Below are 20,424 nucleotides of genomic sequence, written 5' to 3'. Positions count from 1 at the left end.
AATCATTTATTTTAATCTAATTTCAGAAACACTTGTACCTTGTTCTACCATAGGAAAAACATTATTTTCTTTTCCTACCATAATTTCTAAAAGATAAGAACCATCGTGTTCTAACATTTCTTTTAATGCATTTTTCAAGTCATTTCTCGCCTCTATTTTTTGACCTTCTATTTGATATGCTTTTGCAAGCGCTACAAAATCTGGACTTGTAATATTTACGAAAGAATAGCGTTTGTCGTTGAATAATTCTTGCCATTGACGCACCATTCCAAGGAAGCTATTGTTTAGGATTAACATTTTTACTTTAGCTCCGAATTGCATAATCGTTCCCATTTCTTGTAACGTCATTTGGAAACCTCCATCTCCACAAACCATGATGATGTCTTTTTCTGGTGCTCCGTACCATGCTCCAATTGCAGCAGGTAAACCAAATCCCATAGTTCCTAGTCCGCCAGATGTAACCAAAAGTTTAGAATCTTTGAATTTAGCATAACGACAAGCCGACATTTGATGTTGCCCAACGTCTGTCACAATAACTGCTTCTCCATTTGTTAACTCGTTTAATGTGTTAATAACCTCAGCCATAGACATCACATCAGTTGTTGGATGAAATTCTTTATCAATAACTTCTGTACGTTCTTCTTTTTCGAGATTTCTAAATTCTTTTAACCATTCTGAATGATTATTAGGATCAATAAAATTTGTTAATAACGGAAGTGTTTTCTTGCAATCACCCCAAACAGGAACTGCAACTTTTACATTTTTACCAATTTCTGCTGGATCAATATCAAGATGAATCACTTTCGCTTGCTTTGCATATTTATCCAAACGTCCAGTTACGCGATCATCAAACCTCATTCCTATGGCAATCAATACATCGCAATCATTTGTTTTGACATTCGGCGCATAATTTCCATGCATTCCTAATAAACCAACATATTGCGGATGATCTGTATCTAAAGAACTCAATCCCATCAGAGTTGTTGCTACAGGAATTCCAGATTTTTCTAAGAAATCTTTTAATTCTTGTTCAGCCTTTCCAAGTAGAATTCCTTGACCAATAATAGCAAATGGTTTTTTAGCTTGATTAATAAGTTCTGCGGCAGCTTTTACATATTCAGTTCTTATTTCTGGCTCAGGTCTATAACTACGAACATGTGAGCATTTCTCATACTTTTTCTTTTCGATAAGTTGTATTTGAGCATTTTTTGTAATGTCAATTAATACAGGTCCTGGTCTTCCAGAGCGTGCGATATGAAAAGCTTTTGCTAAAACATCATTGATTTCTTCTGCATCAGTAATTTGATAATTCCACTTTGTGATGGGATTAGTAATGTTGATAACATCAGTTTCCTGAAAAGCATCCGTTCCTAAAAGAGAAGCGAAAACTTGTCCTGTGATACATACGATAGGATTACTATCAATCATGGCATCAGCAATTCCGGTTACTAAATTCGTTGCGCCTGGCCCACTCGTAGCAAAAGCTACACCTACTTTTCCTGAAGTTCTTGCATAACCTTGCGCAGCATGAATACCACCTTGTTCATGACGAACTAAAATGTGTTCTAATTTATCTTTGTAATCATACAAAGCATCATAAATAGGCATAATTGCGCCACCAGGGTATCCGAAAACTGTTGTCACTCCTTCGGATAATAAAGCATTAATAATCGCTTGTGAACCTGAAATTTGAGTTGGTTTATTGGTCAGTAAGACATCCTTCTGAAGCGTTTCCGACTTGCTTTGCGTATTTGTATAAGACTCCATTTTTTACTTTTAATGCGGGTTGTTTCCAGTTATTTTTTCGATTTTCTAATGTTTTTTCATCAACCAAAAGGTTTAATTCATTTTTGTTGATGTCAATTTCTATGAGGTCATCATTTTTGACTAATGCGATTGGACCTCCTTCAAAAGCTTCTGGTGTGATGTGACCGACGACAAATCCGTGCGTTCCGCCACTAAATCGTCCATCAGTAATTAAAGCGACTTTATCTCCCAATCCAGCGCCGATGATGGCAGAGGTTGGTTTCAGCATTTCTGGCATTCCAGGACCTCCTTTTGGACCTTCATTTCGAATGACGATAACGCTTCCAGCTTTGATTTGTAAATCTTCGATTGCTTTTAAAACTTCAACTTCGCTATTAAAAACTTGAGCTTTTCCTTTGAAATAGAAACCTTCTTTTCCAGAAATTTTTGACACTGATCCGCCTGGAGCAAGGTTTCCGTAAAGCATTTGTAAGTGTCCAGTTTCTTTTACGGGATTAGATAATGGACGAATAATATTTTGTTTCGAGAAATCTAAATCAGGAACTGACTCTAAATTTTCTGCTAATGTTTTTCCAGTAACCGTTAAACAACTTCCATCGATTAATCCTTCTTGTAACATATATTTTAAAACAGCAGGAACTCCTCCAACTTTACTCAAATGTTCCATCAAGTATTTTCCACTAGGTTTTAAGTCTGCTATTACTGGTGTTTTATCGTTTATTGCTTGTATATCATCCAATGATAATTCGATGTTCATTGTAGCCGCAATTGCTAATAAGTGCAAAACAGCATTTGTACTTCCGCCTAAAACAACAATCGTTTTGATGGCATTTTCTAAAGAATTCTTCGTGATGATATTACTTGGTTTAATATCTTTTTCTAATAAAATTCTTAGATAATGCGCCGCAGTTGTACATTCGTTTTTCTTTTCTTGACTAAGAGCAGGATAAGAAGATGAATAAGGTAAACTCATTCCCATTGCTTCAATCGCCGCTGCCATTGTATTTGCTGTGTACATTCCGCCACAAGCACCTGGGCCAGGACAAGCATTCTGAATGATTCCACAAAAATCTTTGTCATCAAGATTTCCGTTTAATTTTTTACCTAATGCTTCGAATGCAGAAACAATGTTTAATTCCTCTTCTTTGTAGTGTCCCGGAGCAATCGTTCCACCATAAATCATGATCGAAGGACGGTTCAGGCGTCCCATTGCCATAATCGATCCAGGCATGTTTTTATCACAACCTGGTATTGTGATTACGCCATCGTAAAAGTGGCCTGCACAAACAGTTTCGATAGAATCTGCGATGATTTCTCTACTTACCAAAGAGTAACGCATTCCAGAAGTTCCGTTAGTAATTCCATCGCTAATTCCGATAGTATTGAACTTCAATCCGATTAGGTTTTCGGCTTTCATTCCGTCTTGTACCAACTGTGCAAATTGATTCAGATGCATATTGCAAGTATTTCCATCGTACCCCATACTTGCAATTCCGATTAGTGGTTTTTTTAGGTCTTCGTTAGTTAGGCCAATCCCATGTAACATCGCTTGTGACGCGGGTAAAGTGTCATCTTGCGTTACGGTTCGGCTGTGTTTGTTTAGTGTTTCGTTGTTGTTTTTCATCACTGTTTATTTGACATTTGTTTGTATTAAAAACATAAAAAAAGCCACCCTGAATAAAGGTGGCTCATAAAAAATCGTTCAAAAAATTCGTCATAAAACCACCTTTCCTAATCGTAAGACCAAGACTAAAATAATAATGATAATAATGACGAAATTGTTTTGCATAATATTGTTTAATTAATTTTTATCCATAAAAAAAGCCACCTCGTTATGAAGTGGCTTTAATTGTTATTTTGTACGTACACAACTAATTACCACTCCTTGGAATAAGAATGACTAAAATAATCAAGTTAATAATGTTGTGAACTAATTTCATTTTCTTTTTTTGATAAATCAAAGCTAGGATTAATTTTTTTAACTTAGCTAAACTTTTTTTATAAATTTTCCGAAAAATTTTCATTAATTGAAAATTCGTATTTTAACATTGCTTTTTTTGAAGATTGTTTAAAAATAAGTTTATAAAATTTTATATTTGCAAAACTTTGGAACAGAAAACTATTCACAACGTTTTTAGCTTATACGATTCTTCAGATTTCGTACAGAAGCTTATTGTCAATTTTAAAAATAATCCACAGCATAAAGTCAATATCAAAGGTTTTTTAGGTTCAGGATTGAGCATTTTAACGGGTCATTTATATGATCGTGTTGCGCGTCCTACGATTCTAATTTTTGATGACAAAGAAGAAGCGGCTTATGTGTTGAATGATTTGGAAACTTTGTTTGATAAAGAACAAATCTTATTTTTTCCGTCTTCTTATAAGCGTCCTTACGAAATTGAGGAAGTAAATAATGCGAATGTTGTTATCAGAACGGAGGTTTTAAATGTGTTATCGCATTCTAAACGACCAAAAATTGTGGTGACGTACGCAGAAGCGTTGTCTGAAAAAGTGGTAACAAAAAAAGCGCTTTCTACAAATACGCTTAAAGTAAAGGTTGGAAATGATTTGGGGATTGATTTCTTGACAGAAGTTTTATCTTCTTATAATTTTCATCGTGTTGATTTTGTTTCTGAGCCGGGAGAATTCTCGATTCGTGGAGGAATTATAGATGTTTTTTCGTTTTCGAATGAGCATCCTTATCGTATTTCGTTGTTTGGTGATGAGGTGGAAACCATCAGAACGTTTGATATCGAGAATCAATTGTCTATTGCAACGACCAAAGAAATTACGATTATTCCGAATCTTGAAAGTAAATCGATTAATGAAAAAAGAGAAAGTTTCTTAGAATATATTTCGAAAGATAGTTTAATCATCGCCAAAAATATTTCAGTTTTAGCGAAACAAATTACCAAGAATTTTGAACAAGCGGAAGTTGCTTTTTCAGAATTGAAAGGAGAAATTAAACAAGCGGAACCGAATCAATTATTTTTAAATGAAAATGCATTTCTTCAACAAATTTCATCTTTTGGAGTTATTGAATGTTCGATGAAATCTTATTTTGAAACAGTTGAAGAAATAGAATCACCATTCAAACCTCAACCAAGTTTTAACAAGCAATTCGAATTACTAATTGATGATTTGAATGAACATAAAGCCGAGGGTTTCAAAAATGCACTGATTTGCTCCAATGAAAATCAAATCAAACGTTTCGAAGAAATCTTTGATGATATTGGAAAAGAAGTTTCTTACATTCCAGTTTTGGGTTCTATTTATCAAGGTTTCATTGACGAAGAAATCAAATTAACATGTTATACGGATCATCAGATTTTTGGTCGATATCATAAATTTAATCTTCGAAATTCATTTTCCAAAAAAGAAGCGATTACGCTAAAGGAAATCAATTCGTTGCAAGTTGGTGATTTTGTGACTCATATCGATTATGGGATCGGAAAATTTGCAGGTTTGGTACGATTGAATAATAATGGTGTAACGCAAGAATCAATCAAATTGATTTATCAAAATAATGATATTCTGTACGTTAACATTCATTCATTGCATAAAATAGCGAAGTTTAGAGGAAAAGATGGCGCTGAGCCAAAAATCTCGAAACTTGGTTCGCCAGCTTGGAAAAATTTAAAGAATAAAACCAAAGCTAAAGTAAAAGAAATTGCTTTCGATTTGATTAAATTATATGCGAAACGCCGTGCCAGAAAAGGTTTTGCGTATTCGCCTGATACGTATTTACAAAATGAGTTGGAAGCATCTTTTATTTATGAAGATACGCCCGATCAGTACAAAGCGACGCAAGATGTAAAAGCGGATATGGAATCTGAACGCCCAATGGATCGTTTGGTTTGTGGTGATGTAGGTTTCGGAAAAACGGAAGTTGCGATTCGTGCTGCGATGAAAGCTGCGGTAGATGGAAAGCAAGTTGCTGTTTTAGTGCCAACAACGATTTTAGCTTTTCAACATTTCAAGACGTTTTCAGAACGTTTGAGAGATTTGCCTGTGAAAGTTGTTTATCTCAATCGATTTGTAACAGGAGCAAAGAAAAAAGCTGTTTTAGATGGTTTAAAATCTGGTCAAGTTGATATTGTGATAGGAACGCATCAATTGGTTAATCCAAAAATTGAATACAAAGATTTAGGATTATTAATTGTGGATGAAGAGCATAAATTTGGTGTTGGTGTAAAAGATAAATTGAAAACACTTCGCGAAAATATTGATACATTAACGTTGACAGCGACGCCAATTCCGCGTACACTTCAATTCTCGTTGATGGCTGCGCGTGATTTATCGGTCATCAAAACTCCTCCACCAAATAGACAACCTGTCGATACGCAATTGGTTGGTTTTAATGAAGAGATTTTCCGTGATGCGATTATGTATGAAATGCAACGTGGTGGACAAGTTTATATCATTCACAATCGTGTGCAATCGTTGAAAGACATTGCTGGAATGGTACAACGATTAGTTCCTGATGCGCGTGTGGCGATTGGTCATGGACAAATGGATGGGAAAGAATTAGAAGCCGTTTTACTCGATTTTATTGATGGTCGATATGATGTTTTTGTGTCAACAACGATTATCGAATCTGGTTTAGATGTTCCAAATGCGAATACAATTTTAATTAATGATGCGCAGAATTTCGGTTTGGCAGATTTGCATCAAATGCGTGGACGTGTTGGTCGTAGTAATCGCAAAGCGTTTTGTTATTTGGTTGCACCACCACTTTCGGTTTTAACGGACGAAGCGCGTAAACGTTTGCAAGCAATTGAGCAGTTTTCTGATTTAGGATCTGGATTCAATATTGCGATGAAAGATTTAGAAATTCGTGGAGCTGGAAATCTTTTAGGTGCTGAACAAACAGGATTTATGATGGATATTGGATTCGAAACGTATCAAAAAATCTTGAATGAAGCGATTGAAGAATTGAAAGAAACGGATTTCAAAGATTTGTTTGAAGATCAAAAATCGGAAGAAGTAAAATCGTATGTATCGGATGTGCAAATTGATTCGGATTTACAAATTATGTTCCCAGACGAATACATTGAAAGTTCGGAAGAGCGTTTATTGCTGTACAAAGAATTAGCTGATGTCGAAACTGAAACAGAATTACAAACGTTTAAAAATAATTTGATTGACCGCTTTGGAAAATTACCAATTGAAGCCGAAAATTTATTGGAATCAATTCAACTGAAATGGATCAGTAAAAAATTAGGTTTCGAACGTTTGGTGATGAAAAATGGTGTTTTATTGGCTTATTTTATTAATAAACCACAAAGCGAATTTTATCAGTCAGATGAATTTAGATTAATTTTAAATTACGTTAAAAATAACCCTAAAAACATCAGTTTTAAGGAAAAATCATCCAAAAAAGGAGAAGAGTACCCAACATTGTTAGTACGATTTGAACATATTAAAACTGTGCATGAAGCACTACAAGGTCTACAAAATTTATTAATTCATTAACTTTTTTAAGTTTTAATTAGTAATCTAATAAAATACATAGGGAGAATTGACCAAGTTGTTAGTTCTCCTTTTTTTATTCAATCATCAAACTTCCGATATAGATAAATAATATATAATTTATCACATAAAGAACTACAACTTACTGAAAACTAATTTACATAAATAATATGATATTTTATTATTATTTTTATCGATAAAATATTAGTTGGAAAAATAGTTATGGAAACAGCATCAAGTTATATTCCTATTCTCATTCTTTTTGTGGTTGCTTTTGCGTTTGTAGCGGGTACTATCGTTGCGACACATTTTCTTGGGCCATCGAGAAAGACAGACGAAAAATTAGAGAATTTCGAGTCTGGGATTGAGAAAGTTGGAAATGCAAGACAGCCATTTGCAATTAAGTACTTCTTAGTAGCCATTTTATTCGTGTTATTCGATGTAGAGGTAATCTTTTTTTACCCATATGCAGCGAATTTTAAAGAATTAGGTTGGGAAGGTTTTGCAGCAGTTGTAACATTCGTTGGATTATTCTTTGTGATGTACTTGTATGTACGCAAAAAAGGAGCTCTTAATTGGGAAAAATAGAGCGATTAAAATTCTAAAATAATAGTATAATGATTCATAATAAAAGACCAGTAACACACAATACCAATGTGAAGATTGTAGAGTCTCCAGGAGGTTTTGAAGGTGAAGGTTTTATGGCGATGCAACTATCAAAAGTAGTTGGATTAGCGCGTAAAAACTCTATTTGGCCTTTACCATTTGCGACAAGTTGTTGCGGAATTGAGTTTATGGCGACTATGGGTTCGACATACGATTTGGCACGTTTTGGATCTGAACGTTTGGCTTTTACGCCTCGTCAGTGCGATTTGTTGATGGTAATGGGTACAATTTCTAAAAAAATGGCGCCAGTTCTGAAGCAAGTTTATATCCAAATGGCAGAACCTCGTTGGGTAATTGCTGTTGGAGCTTGTGCGAGCTCGGGAGGAATTTTTGATACATATTCGGTTTTACAAGGAATTGATGAAGTAATTCCAGTCGACGTTTATGTGCCAGGTTGTCCGCCTCGTCCAGAAGCAATTATCGATGGTGTAATGCGTATTCAGGAGTTGGTAGAGAGCGAAAGTGTTCGTCGTAGAAGTAGCGAAGAATATCAACAACTTTTAGCAAGTTATGGAATTAAATAAGTTGAAATAATGGACAATTCATTTATAAAAGACCGTTTGGTTCAGAAGTTTCAAGAAAATATATACGGATACGAAGAGCATTTCGGTGTATTGACTTTATATGCGAACAAAGATTTCAATCTAAAGATTTTACAATATTTATATGATGATGAGCAATTATCTTTCAAATTTTTGAAGGATTTAACAGCGATTCATTATCCTAATAATGTTGGAGAAGAATTGGTTGTAACCTATTTAGTTTATAATCTATACGAGGGAGTTGACGTTCGATTAAAATTTGCTTTATCAATCGAAAAACCTTCGATTTTTACAGCAACTAAATTATTCGAAACAGCTAACTGGTTAGAGCGCGAAGCGTATGATTTCTATGGAGTTGATTTTGTAGGACATCCAAATTTAATTCGTGTCATGAATGTTCCAGAAATGGATTATCATCCATTACGCAAAGAGTTCCCATTAGAGGATCAAACACGTAAAGACAAAGACGACGATATGTTTGGTCGAGGTGGTGATTTCAATTATGGAGGTTTTAATGTAAAAGCAAATTAACCATGGGAAAAGAGAAAACTAAAAAATTAAAGCATCTTGATCTTCCAGATGGTTCGTTAGAAAAAAGCACAATTACCTTAAACTTAGGACCTACGCATCCTGCAACACATGGGGTATTTCAAAATATTTTAGAGATTGATGGTGAAATCATCAAATCTGCGGTTCCTACAGTTGGGTATATTCATCGTGCTTTTGAGAAAATTGCAGAACGCAAACCTTTGTACCAAATTACACCTTTAACTGACCGATTGAACTATTGTTCGGCGCCGTTAAATAACTTAGGTTGGCACATGACAGTTGAGAAATTCGTTGGAATTGAAGTTCCAAAACGTGTTTCTTATTTGCGTGTTATCATTATGGAATTGGCTCGTATGGCAGATCATATCGTATGTAACTCGATTATGGGTGTTGATACAGGAGCATTTACAGGATTCCTTTATATGATGAAATATCGTGAGTTGATTTATGAGATTTACGAAGAAATTTGTGGTTCTCGTTTAACAACAAATATTGGTCGTATCGGTGGTTTCGAACGTGATTTTTCTGAGGTTGCTTGGACAAAAATCCATCGTTTCGTGAGAGAGTTTCCAGATGTCTTAACAGAGTTTGAAAACTTATTTTTACGTAACCGAATTTTTATGGATCGTACACAAGGAGTTGGAGGAATTTCGGCTGAGCGTGCATTAAATTATGGTTTCACAGGACCAAATTTACGTGCAGCAGGTGTAGATTATGATGTTCGTGTAGCGAAACCATATTCTCGTTACGAAGAATTCGAATTCGATATTCCAGTTGGTACAACGGGAGATTGCTACGATAGATTCTTAGTTCGTGGTCAAGAAATGTGGCAAAGTTTAAGCATCATCAAACAAGCAATTGCAAAGATTGATGCATTAGAAGGAGAAGAAGCAACGCAATATCATGCTGATGCTCCAGACTTCTATTTACCACTAAAGAAAGATGTTTACACAAAAATGGAAGCGTTAATCTATCACTTCAAAATTATTATGGGAGAGGTAGATATGCCAAAAGGAGAAATTTATAATTCAATCGAAGCTGCAAATGGTGAGTTGGGTTATTATTTCGTTTCTGATGGTGGACGTTCGCCATATCGTTTACATTTCCGTAGACCTTGTTTCATTTATTATCAAGCTTATCCAGAATTGATCGAAGGATCAATGATTTCAGATGCCATTATTACAATGAGTAGTTTGAATTTGATCGCTGGTGAATTAGATGCTTAATAAAAATTATTAAAAATGGCAATTCAATTTTCAGAAGAGACACAACAAAAAGTAGATAAAATCATTGCACGTTATCCAGAGGATAAAAAACAAAGTGCATTGATTCCTTTGCTTCATGTGGCACAAGCTGAGTTCGGTGGTTGGTTAGACACACCTCATTTAGATTATGTTGCAGAAGTATTGAATATTTTACCAGTTGAAGTTTACGAAGTAGCTTCATTTTATTCGATGTTTAACTTAAATCCTGTAGGGAAATTTGTGTTAGAAGTTTGTCAAACAGGACCTTGTATGTTAAGAGGTTCAGACAAAATTATCGAGCACATCAAAACAAAATTAAATATCGAAGCTGGAGGAACTTCGGCAGATGGTTTATTTACATTAAAACCAGCCGAATGTTTAGGAGCATGTGGTTACGCGCCAATGTTACAGTTAGGAAAAACGTATCGTGAGAATTTAACGATCGAGAAAGTAGACGAATTAATCGAGGAATTGAAAAAATTAGCATAATGGGACAAAAATTACTGTTAAAAAATATTGATGTTCCAGGTATTCGTCATTACCAAGCTTACCGCGAAAACGGAGGTTATGCAAATGCTGAGAAAGCATTTAAAATGACAACTGATGAAATCTTAGAAGAAGTAAAAACTTCTGGTTTAAGAGGTCGTGGTGGTGCAGGTTTTCCAACTGGAATGAAATGGAGCTTTTTGGCAAAGCCAGAAGGTGTTCCAAGACACTTAGTGGTAAACGCGGACGAATCTGAACCAGGAACGTTCAAAGACCGTTTCTTGATGGAATATATTCCTCATTTATTAATTGAAGGAGTTTTGATTTCATCATTCTGTTTAGGTTCTAATACATCATTTATTTATATCCGTGGAGAATATGCGTGGGTTGCAGAAATTTTAAAAGAAGCAATCGATGAAGCAAAAGCTGCAGGTTGGTTAGGTAAAAACATTCAAGGAACAGGTTTCGATTTAGAAATTTATGTTCAACGTGGTGGTGGAGCTTACATCTGTGGTGAAGAAACGGCATTGTTAGAATCGTTAGAAGGTAAGCGTGGAAATCCACGTCTAAAACCTCCTTTCCCAGCTGTTAAAGGATTGTGGGGAAGACCAACGGTTGTAAACAATGTAGAAACAATTGCAGCGATTGTTCCAATTATTGAAATTGGAGGAGAAGCATATTCTAAAATTGGAGTTGGTCGTTCTACAGGAACTAAATTAATTTCAGCTTGCGGAAATATTAATAAACCAGGTGTTTATGAAATTGATATGACAATCACGGTTGAAGAATTTATCTATTCAGACGAATATTGTGGAGGAATTCCAAACGGAAAACGCCTTAAAGCATGTATTCCTGGAGGAAGTTCTGTGCCAATTGTACCAGCAAACTTATTGTTAAAAACTGCCGAAGGTAAACCTCGTTATATGAATTATGAAAGTTTATCAGAAGGAGGTTTCCAAACAGGAACAATGATGGGGTCTGGAGGATTTATTGTGTTAGATGAAGATCAAGACGTTGTTTATCATACCTATACATTAGCTCGTTTCTATCGTCACGAATCATGTGGTCAATGTTCACCTTGTCGCGAAGGAACTGGTTGGATGGAGAAAATCTTGAAACGAATCGATGAAGGAAAAGGAAAAATGTCTGATATCGAATTGTTATGGGATGTGCAACGTAAAATCGAAGGAAATACAATTTGCCCATTAGGTGATGCAGCGGCTTGGCCAGTTGCAGCGGCAATTCGTCACTTCCGTGATGAGTTCGAATGGCATATTAATAATCCAGAAGAATGTTTGACGCGTAATTTTGGTTTAGCACATTATGCTGATCCAATCGAAATTAAAGAAACCGCAAATTAATACGAAGATGGCAGAAGAAACACCATTATTTAAAGTTACCATCGATAACGAAACGATTGAAGTACCTGCGGGAACAACGATCCTTCAAGCCGCTCGTATGATTGGTAAAGAAGTAGCACCTCCAGCGATGTGTTACTACGGTAAATTAGAAAATACAGGAGGAAACTGTAGAACGTGTTTGGTAGAAGTATCAAAAGGTAGTGAAGCAGATCCTCGTCCAATGCCAAAATTGGTTCCGTCTTGTCGTACAACAGTTATGGACGGAATGGTTGTAGGCAATAAAACATCTGAGCGTACAGTTGAGGCTCGTAAAGGGATTGTTGAATTATTATTAATCAATCACCCTTTAGATTGTCCAGTGTGTGATCAGGCAGGAGAATGTAAGTTACAAGATTTAAGTTACGAGCACGGAGCAGAAGCAACGCGTTACGAATTTGATCGTCGTACATTCCCAAAAGAAGATTTAGGTCCAAATATTCAGTTAAACATGAACCGATGCATTTTATGTTATCGTTGTGTAAAAACTGCAGATCAAATCACAGGTTGTCGTGAGCATGGCGTAATGAATCGTGGAGATCACGCTGAAATTTCAACGCATATCAACAAAAGTTTAGATAACGAATTCATCGGAAATATTATTGATGTTTGTCCAGTAGGTGCATTAACAGATAAAACATTCCGTTTCAAAAATCGTGTTTGGTTCTTGAAACCAGTTGATGCGCATCGCGATTGCCCGACTTGTTCTGGTAAAGCACAAGTGTGGTTCCGTGGAAATGAAGTTTTCCGTGTAACAGCTCGTAAAGATGAATTTAACGAAGTAAAAGATTGGATTTGTAACACATGTCGTTTCGATAAAAAAGATATCAACGATTGGACGTTAGAAAAACCATCAGAAATTTCTAAAGATTCTGTTGTTCGTCAAGGTCATTACTTTGAGAATAAAGTGGAGCCAAAAGAAACACTTCCGAAAGTGATCAAACGCGATCCAAAAATTTTATTAGATATTCACTCGGTTTCAGAAGTAAATGAACCAAATCGTGATTTATCTAAAATTGATGGACCAGCAACAAGTAAAGATTTTAAAGATTAATCATTCGTAAATAAAATTAACAAAATGACAGAAGAATTTATTGCTGATGCATTAGAAAAGTTAGCTTTAGTAGGCGTAATGATTGGTTTTGCATTAGTTGTTGCCATGTACTCTACTTGGGCTGAGCGTAAAGTTGCAGCATTCTTACAAGATCGTATCGGACCAAACCGTGCAGGTATTTTTGGTTTATTACAACCACTTGCCGATGGTTTAAAATTATTCTCGAAAGAGGAAATTACACCAAAAGATTCGAATAAATTTTTATTCATCTTAGGTCCATCTTTGGCAATGATTGTAGCTTGTATGACAGGTGCAGTTATTCCATGGTCGACAGCTTTCGAGATTGGAGATCGTGTAGTTGTTCCTCAAATTGCAGATGTTAACATCGGATTTTTATACATTTTAGGTGTATTAAGTTTAGGTGTTTATGGAATTATGATTGGTGCTTGGGCATCAAACAACAAGTACTCTTTAATGGGAGGTTTGCGTGCAGCTTCGCAGATTATTTCGTACGAATTACCAATGGGAATCGTGTTAATCACCATTTTGATGATGACAGGTTCTTTAAAATTGAGTGATATTGTACATTATCAACAAGAGCATGCGTGGTTTATCTTATTACAACCATTAGGATTTATTATTTTCTTGGTGTGTTCGTTCGCAGAAACTAACCGTACTCCGTTCGATTTACCAGAAGCAGAAAATGAGTTAATTGGAGGTTATCACTCAGAATATTCTTCGATGAAGATGGGATTCTTCTTATTTGCAGAATACATCAACATGTTTATCAGTTCTGTGGTAATTTCTACCTTATATTTTGGTGGATACGATATCCCATTTGTAGACGATGCAACATTAGTAAACTCTATCGGAGTGAATGGAACGGCAATTCTTAATTTCCTTTCATTATTCGGTAAAGCTTGTTTCTTCATCTTCTTCTATATGTGGGTGCGTTGGACGATTCCTCGTTTCAGATATGACCAATTAATGGATTTAGGTTGGAAAAAATTATTGCCTTTAGCATTAATCAATATGTTAATTACAGGCTTAGTGATTTTATTATTAAACAAGTAGAATCATCAAAATCATTAAAAGTATGAAACCAATTACAAATAGAGTAAAACAAGTAGAACGTAAACCCCTTACTTTTTGGGAAAGTATCTATTTGATTTCTATCGCAAAAGGGTTGATGATTACATTGAAGCACTTCTTTTCGAAGAAAGCAACAATTAGTTATCCAGAAAAACAAAGACCGTTTAGTCCTGTATTTAGAGGATTACACGTTTTGAATAGAGACGAAGAAGATCGCGAAAATTGTACAGCTTGTGGACTTTGTGCTTTGGCTTGTCCAGCAGAAGCGATTACAATGGAAGCGGCAGAAAGACTTCCTGGCGAAGAAAATCTTTACCGCGAAGAAAAATATGCAGCGAAATATGAAATTAACATGTTACGTTGTATTTTCTGTGGATTCTGTGAAGAAGCTTGTCCAAAAGATGCTGTTTATTTATCGCAAACAGTTCCTCCAGCAAGTTTCAAACGTCAAAACTTTATCTATTCGAAAGAAGATTTATTAATCCCGAAAAAAGCTACAAATTAATGGAATTACCTATCATTTTATTCTATGTTTTGTCGAGCTTAACGGTGTTAAGTGCGCTACTAATGGTGTTCAGTAAAAACCCTGTACATTCCATTTTATATTTAATCGTAACATTCTTCTGCATCAGCGGACATTATGTATTGCTAAACGCACAGTTTTTGGCAATTGTAAACGTCATTGTCTATGCTGGAGCAATTATGGTATTGTTCTTATTCGTGGTGATGTTGATGAACTTGAATAGTGAAAAGAAATCATTTGGTCGACCAGCAAAAATATTAGCAGCGAGTTTAATCTCCTTGTTATTTGTTGCCTTGACAATTGGTATTTTCTCACAAAATCAAACTTCTGCAAACACAGCTGTAGAAATGGGAACAGGTGATTTAGGATTGATTCATAACTTAGGATCATTGTTGTATTCAGAATATGTTTTACCATTCGAGTTGAGCAGTATTTTGTTTATTTCTGCAATGATTGGAGCGGTGATGTTATCGAAAAAGGACGAAGAATTATTGGATTAAATATAAAAAGTAAAAGATGTTACCAATCAGTTATTATATTACTTTATCATTAATCCTATTCGGAATAGGAATGGCTGGCGTAATGATTCGTCGTAACGCAATTGTCATTTTTATGTGTATAGAATTGATGTTAAATTCTGTGAATTTGTTGCTAGTAGCGTTCTCAAAAATGCACTATCACGCAAATCCAGCATTAGAAAAAGGAACAGATGCACAACTTTTAGTATTCTTTATTATGGTTGTGGCTGCGGCTGAGGTTGCTGTAGGATTATCAGTGATAATTTTATTGTTCCGCAAAGTATACTCGGTAGATATTAATGTGTTAAATCGTTTAAAAGGTTAAGAATGGAGCAGTATATATGGTTAATTCCTTTGATTCCATTCATCGGATTTTTGATTAACGGTTTAGGACGAAATGTACTTTCTAAAAGCTTAGTGACTTTCATTGGAATTGGAGCAGTTTTGGCAAGTTTCATTTTATCAATCATGGTTTTTATGTCAGTTCCATCAGGAGCAGATGCACAGCCATTAATTTTTAAGGCATTTGATATTATCAATATTCCAACTTTACAAGTTCCGTTTGCATTTCAAATTGATGCATTAACGAGTTTGTTTTTGTTAATTATTACAGGAGTTGGATTTTTAATTCACGTGTATAGCTCGGCTTACATGAGCGAAGACAAAGGATTTGCAAAATTCTTTTCTTACCTAAATTTATTCATCTTCTTCATGTTGATTCTTGTAATGGGAAACAATTTTGTAATGATGTTTATTGGATGGGAAGGAGTAGGACTTTGTTCATTCTTGTTAATTGGTTTTTGGTTTACAAATCCAGAATATATCAAAGCAGCGAAGAAAGCTTTCATCATGAACCGTATCGGAGATGTTGGATTCTTATTGGCGATGTTTTGGATTTTCAAAGAATTTGGAACGTTAGAATATGTAAAAGTATTCAGCCAATTAGCAATTGATCCATCTGCATTTACAGGTTTTGTCTTGACAGGAATCACATTATTGTTATTCTTAGCAGCAACAGGTAAATCGGCTCAATTACCATTATTCACTTGGTTACCAGACGCAATGGCAGGACCAACACCAGTTTCAGCACTTATTCACGCTGCAACAATGGTAACGGCAGGTATTTTTATGATTACACGTTGCAACGAATTATTTTCGGCAGCGCCAATCACATTACAAGTTATTCAGTACGTAGGAATTGCAACAGCTTTTGTTACTGCAACTATTGCAATGCGCCAAAATGATATCAAAAAAGTATTGGCTTATTCTACAGTTTCTCAATTAGGATTAATGTTTGCAGCAATTGGATCTGGAGCGTATATCGCAGCAGTTTTCCATGTAATGACGCACGCATTTTTCAAAGCATTATTATTCTTAGGAGTAGGTTCTGTTATTCACGGAATGCACCACGAGCAAGATATGCGCAAAATGGGAGGTTTGAGCAAATACATGAAAATTACACATATCACTTTCTTGATTGGATGTTTGGCAATCGCTGGTATTCCAGGATTATCAGGTTTCTTCTCGAAAGACGAAATGTTATTAGGAATGTTTGTTTCTAATCCAGTTGTTTACGGAATCGGATTTATCGTTTCTGTGATGACAGCATTCTATATGTTCCGTTTATATGCAATGACTTTCTTAGGAGATTTAAGAGATAAAGAAGCTCATCCGCATGAAAGTCCAGCTGCAATGACAATTCCATTAATCATCTTAGCAGTTCTTTCTGTTTTTGCAGGTTATATCGGAATTCCAGCGTTGTTTATGCAAGACGGACATAAACTTCAAACTTTCTTAAGTGGAGTTGTATCAATCGGAGAAGCTCATCATGTTTCTCATGCAACAGAATGGATGATGATGGGAGCTTTATTACTTTGTGTACTTGGTGCAATTTATTATGCAATCAAGAAATACACAAACCATGTAGATGGTGAAGCAACAGGAATTGCAAAATTCTTTGAAGACAAATGGTACATCGACGAGTTATATGACAATGCAATTGTAAAACCATTGTTCGAGTTGGGTGATGTCTTGAAAAAATATGTAGAAAAAGCAGGAATTGCAGCTTTTGTTTTAGGAGTTGGAACTGTTTCTGGTCGCGCATCAAAAAATGTACGTCAGCTACAAAACGGAAATGTAGGATTCTATATTATGCTAATGGTTGTAGGAATCGTGGCAGGTATCGCAATCTTTTTTATGGGGTATTTAATTTCAAAATAGGTTAGTAATGCTTTTATCTTTATTTATCATTTTACCATTAATAGTAGGAGTTTTTATGCTATTAATGCAAGGTCAAAAACCACAAAGATGGTTAGGAGCATTCGTTGGTGGAGCGTTGTTGGCGTTGTACTTGTTTATCACTTGCAAAGGTGGAAACAACGAGTTAACGTTTCAAACACAATGGTTCAATTTCAACAGCGTTAAAACTTATTTCGCGTTAAATGCTCAAGGTTTGGGAGGATTAATGATTCTATTAACTAACCTTACTTACTTAGCTCTTTTTGTTTATTTATCAACAACAAAACAAAAATATAGCAATACATTCTATGGATTATTGTTAATCACTTTAGCAGGATTAAACGGAGTTTTCTTAGCAGAAGATTTAATTTTATTCTATTTCTTCTGGGAAGTTGTCTTAATTCCAGTTTATTTCTTAATCGGATTATTTGGAATTGGAAAAGACAAAATTCGCGCAAATATGACATTCTTCTTATATACGATTTTAGGATCGATGTTTATGTTAGGAGGAATTATTTACATCGGATTTTTCTTACAACCAGCATCATTTTTATTAACAGATGTTGTACAAGTTACAGGACCGCATTATTCAACAAACACAGCGTTGGCATTGTTATTCTTAATCGCTTTTGTGATTAAAATTCCAATCTTTCCATTTCATACATGGCAACCAACAATCTATAAAACATCACCAACTCCATTAACAGTTGTACTTTCAGCTTTGATGGCGAAAATGGGATTATTTGCAGTGGTTACTTGGTATTTGGGAATGTTTCCAACGATTTCAGAATTGTTCAAATACATTACTTATTTAGCAATTTTCGGATTAGTTTATGCCTCGTTAATAGCTTTGAGTGCAAAAAATGTGAAGAAAATTATTGCATATAGCTCGATTGCTCACTTAGCTTTAATTTTTGTGTCATTATTTTCTGAATTAGCAAATGGTGTAGCAGGAGCTTATTTCCAAATGTTTTCACATGGTTTAGTTGTTTTAGGATTATGGTTATGTGTAGATATTATGGAAAGAAAATATGATTTGACAGACATCAAATCGATTGGTGGTTTAGCAAAAGTTGATCCAACATTATCTATCTTATTCATGATATTCGGTTTAGCAAACGTAGCATTACCATTGACAAGCTCATTCATTGGAGAGTTTATGATGCTTTCAGCATTATTTACACACAATCCAGTTTTATGTGTAGTAGCTTGTTTAGGTGTTATTTTATCTGCTGTTTATACGTTGAGATTATCAAGCGCATTATTGTTTGGAGAAGTGAAAAACATCAAACAAAAAGATGCTCAAAAAGGAGGTTTTGGACCAATTGCAGTTTTATCAGTAATCGCAATCATCGTGATTATTTTAGGAGTTTATCCAACACCAATTTTTAATTTATTAGCACATTAATCATTTTTGAATAAATAGATATGAATACGATTATTTTATCAGCACTTTCAGGTATTATTTTGATGTTTAGTGGATTCTACATCAAAAATAATCGTGCCTTAAATATACTTTCTGTTGTTCTGTTTTTCGGAATGATTGTAGGAGGAATTTTCGATTTGAAAGGTTGCTCAATGTTCGCAGGAAAATTCGATAACATGATTGGACAGTCGCTTTACGGCGTTTCGTTCTTTATCGCATTGGCGGGATTGGCAATTTTTTACTTATTGTTGAACAAAGATTCGTTTGGAAAAGTAGGAAAACATGTGGCGGAATATTATGCCTTAATTTTCTTCTCTTTCGTTGGAATCGCAGTTCTAGCACAATTCCACAACTTGGTAATTATGTTCTTAGGAATCGAATTAATGTCAATTCCAATGTACATTATTGCAGGAACAAACAAAGAAAGTCTTAAAAGTACAGAGGCTTCTGTAAAATATTTCTTGATGGGAGCTTTCTCAACAGGAATTTTGATGTTGGGTGTAACATTTTTGTATGGCGCAACAGGAACTTTTATGGTTGATCAATTGGTGAACTATAACAAAGATTTCGAAACAATTTATTACGCAGGATGGTGTCTAATCATCTTTGCATTTTGTTTCAAAGTTTCTGCAGCTCCTTTCCACGCATGGACACCAGACGTTTACGACGGAACACCAACTGTGTTTACATCGTTTATGTCGACAATCATCAAAGGAGGATCGTTTTTAGGATTTATTTTAGTCTTAAAATCATTCCCAACAAATGTAGAATATGCCGAATATTACCGTTTATTATTTGCGTCAATCATCATTTTGACGTTATTTATCGGAAACTTCGGAGCAGTTTCTCAAAAATCTGTCAAACGTTTGATGGCTTATTCATCAATCGCGCAAGCAGGTTTCATGTTATTTGTTTTGTTCAACATCAATTCAGCTTCTAAAGAGGCTTTGATGTTCTATACGATCGCTTATTCGGTTGCGAATTTCATTATTTTTTATACGATTGATCAATTAAAAAATCCAAAATTTGAAAGTTTCATTGGTTTAGGGAAAGCAAATCCAGTTTTAGCAGCAGCGATGACAATTTCTTTGATTTCGTTAGCAGGTATTCCATTAACAGGAGGTTTCTTCGCTAAATTTATGGCATTGAGTATTGGAGGAACAAACGATAAAAACCTATTTTTGATAGTAATTGCATTGGTAATGGCAGTTTTGAGTATGTATTATTACTTCAAAATCATCAATTATATGTATTTCAAAAAAGGGAAAAACAAATTAAAAACACAAGACGGATTAACAAATTTCCTTTTAATCATCGGAATGGTTATCTTAATTGTGATGGGAATTTTTCCAGGAATATTATCTTCGTTTTTGCAAACGCCAATGTGGTAATTGTAGAATGATTATTATATAGTTTTTTATTATTTATTATTTAAAAGCTCGTGTCAAGT

At 34.9% G+C, this 20,424-nt stretch carries 17 protein-coding genes; 15 read left to right on the top strand and 2 right to left on the bottom strand.

Annotated features, from left to right (window positions below; genetic code table 11):
* Positions 1-6: 6 nt before the first annotated feature.
* Both ilvB and ilvD read right to left on the bottom strand, forming a co-directional pair.
* Positions 7-1,767 (bottom strand): biosynthetic-type acetolactate synthase large subunit, encoded by a 1,761-nt coding sequence (gene ilvB / locus B4E95_RS12820; RefSeq protein ID WP_291091862.1) that lies wholly within the window; start codon positions 1,765-1,767, stop codon positions 7-9.
* Complete coding sequence (ilvD, locus tag B4E95_RS12815; RefSeq protein WP_291091860.1) at positions 1,700-3,391, bottom strand: dihydroxy-acid dehydratase; 1,692 nt, start codon at positions 3,389-3,391, stop codon at positions 1,700-1,702. The genes ilvB and ilvD overlap by 68 nt, the downstream gene beginning before the upstream one ends.
* 482 nt (positions 3,392-3,873) lie before the next feature.
* Here ilvD and mfd point away from each other — a divergent pair, with 482 nt between their 5' ends.
* The 15 genes from mfd to B4E95_RS12740 all read left to right on the top strand — a co-directional run bounded on the left by mfd (position 3,874) and on the right by B4E95_RS12740 (position 20,365).
* A complete protein-coding gene (mfd, locus tag B4E95_RS12810; protein ID WP_291091858.1) occupies positions 3,874-7,242 on the top strand; it encodes a transcription-repair coupling factor in 3,369 nt (1,122 codons plus the stop codon).
* A gap of 219 nt (positions 7,243-7,461) precedes the next feature.
* Positions 7,462-7,827 (top strand): NADH-quinone oxidoreductase subunit A, encoded by a 366-nt coding sequence (locus B4E95_RS12805; RefSeq protein WP_291050611.1) that lies wholly within the window; start codon positions 7,462-7,464, stop codon positions 7,825-7,827.
* 29 nt (positions 7,828-7,856) lie between these two features.
* Entirely contained in the window at positions 7,857-8,429 is a 573-nt protein-coding gene (locus B4E95_RS12800; protein ID WP_038333376.1) for an NADH-quinone oxidoreductase subunit B, read from the top strand.
* 9 nt (positions 8,430-8,438) lie between these two features.
* Positions 8,439-8,978: an NADH-quinone oxidoreductase subunit C gene (locus B4E95_RS12795; protein WP_291091856.1), complete on the top strand. Its 540-nt coding sequence runs from the start codon at positions 8,439-8,441 to the stop codon at positions 8,976-8,978.
* A 2-nt stretch (positions 8,979-8,980) separates the two neighbouring features.
* Positions 8,981-10,222 (top strand): NADH-quinone oxidoreductase subunit D, encoded by a 1,242-nt coding sequence (locus B4E95_RS12790; RefSeq protein ID WP_038333370.1) that lies wholly within the window; start codon positions 8,981-8,983, stop codon positions 10,220-10,222.
* Positions 10,223-10,237: 15 nt separating this feature from the next.
* Positions 10,238-10,729, top strand: coding sequence for a complex I 24 kDa subunit family protein (nuoE, locus tag B4E95_RS12785; RefSeq protein ID WP_038333366.1), 492 nt, complete (start codon positions 10,238-10,240; stop codon positions 10,727-10,729).
* The gene (gene nuoF / locus B4E95_RS12780) at positions 10,729-12,087 is read left to right on the top strand and encodes an NADH-quinone oxidoreductase subunit NuoF (RefSeq protein ID WP_291091854.1); all 1,359 of its coding nucleotides are present in this window, start codon (positions 10,729-10,731) and stop codon (positions 12,085-12,087) included. The genes nuoE and nuoF overlap by 1 nt, the downstream gene beginning before the upstream one ends.
* Before the next feature lie 7 nt (positions 12,088-12,094).
* On the top strand, positions 12,095-13,177 hold the full coding sequence (locus tag B4E95_RS12775; protein WP_038333449.1) for a 2Fe-2S iron-sulfur cluster-binding protein: 1,083 nt from the start codon (positions 12,095-12,097) through the stop codon (positions 13,175-13,177).
* A gap of 24 nt (positions 13,178-13,201) precedes the next feature.
* On the top strand, positions 13,202-14,251 hold the full coding sequence (nuoH, locus tag B4E95_RS12770) for an NADH-quinone oxidoreductase subunit NuoH (protein WP_038333358.1): 1,050 nt from the start codon (positions 13,202-13,204) through the stop codon (positions 14,249-14,251).
* Positions 14,252-14,273: 22 nt separating this feature from the next.
* Positions 14,274-14,774, top strand: a complete 501-nt coding sequence (gene nuoI, locus B4E95_RS12765; protein WP_038333352.1) for an NADH-quinone oxidoreductase subunit NuoI — start codon at positions 14,274-14,276, stop codon at positions 14,772-14,774.
* Positions 14,774-15,292: an NADH-quinone oxidoreductase subunit J gene (locus tag B4E95_RS12760; RefSeq protein ID WP_115002291.1), complete on the top strand. Its 519-nt coding sequence runs from the start codon at positions 14,774-14,776 to the stop codon at positions 15,290-15,292. Before nuoI ends, B4E95_RS12760 begins: the two co-directional genes overlap by 1 nt.
* Positions 15,293-15,308: 16 nt before the next feature.
* Positions 15,309-15,635: an NADH-quinone oxidoreductase subunit NuoK gene (gene nuoK, locus B4E95_RS12755; RefSeq protein ID WP_026357457.1), complete on the top strand. Its 327-nt coding sequence runs from the start codon at positions 15,309-15,311 to the stop codon at positions 15,633-15,635.
* A 2-nt stretch (positions 15,636-15,637) separates the two neighbouring features.
* Complete coding sequence (nuoL, locus tag B4E95_RS12750; protein ID WP_291091852.1) at positions 15,638-17,530, top strand: NADH-quinone oxidoreductase subunit L; 1,893 nt, start codon at positions 15,638-15,640, stop codon at positions 17,528-17,530.
* Positions 17,531-17,537: 7 nt separating this feature from the next.
* A complete protein-coding gene (locus B4E95_RS12745) occupies positions 17,538-18,956 on the top strand; it encodes a complex I subunit 4 family protein (RefSeq protein WP_291091850.1) in 1,419 nt (472 codons plus the stop codon).
* A gap of 20 nt (positions 18,957-18,976) precedes the next feature.
* Entirely contained in the window at positions 18,977-20,365 is a 1,389-nt protein-coding gene (locus B4E95_RS12740; protein ID WP_291091848.1) for an NADH-quinone oxidoreductase subunit N, read from the top strand.
* The last annotated feature ends 59 nt before the right edge of the window (positions 20,366-20,424 follow it).

Source organism: Empedobacter sp. UBA7494 (genome assembly GCF_002478465.1).
In the GTDB taxonomy this organism is placed as follows: domain Bacteria; phylum Bacteroidota; class Bacteroidia; order Flavobacteriales; family Weeksellaceae; genus Empedobacter; species Empedobacter falsenii_B.
This window is presented reverse-complemented; position numbering and strand designations above follow the sequence as displayed.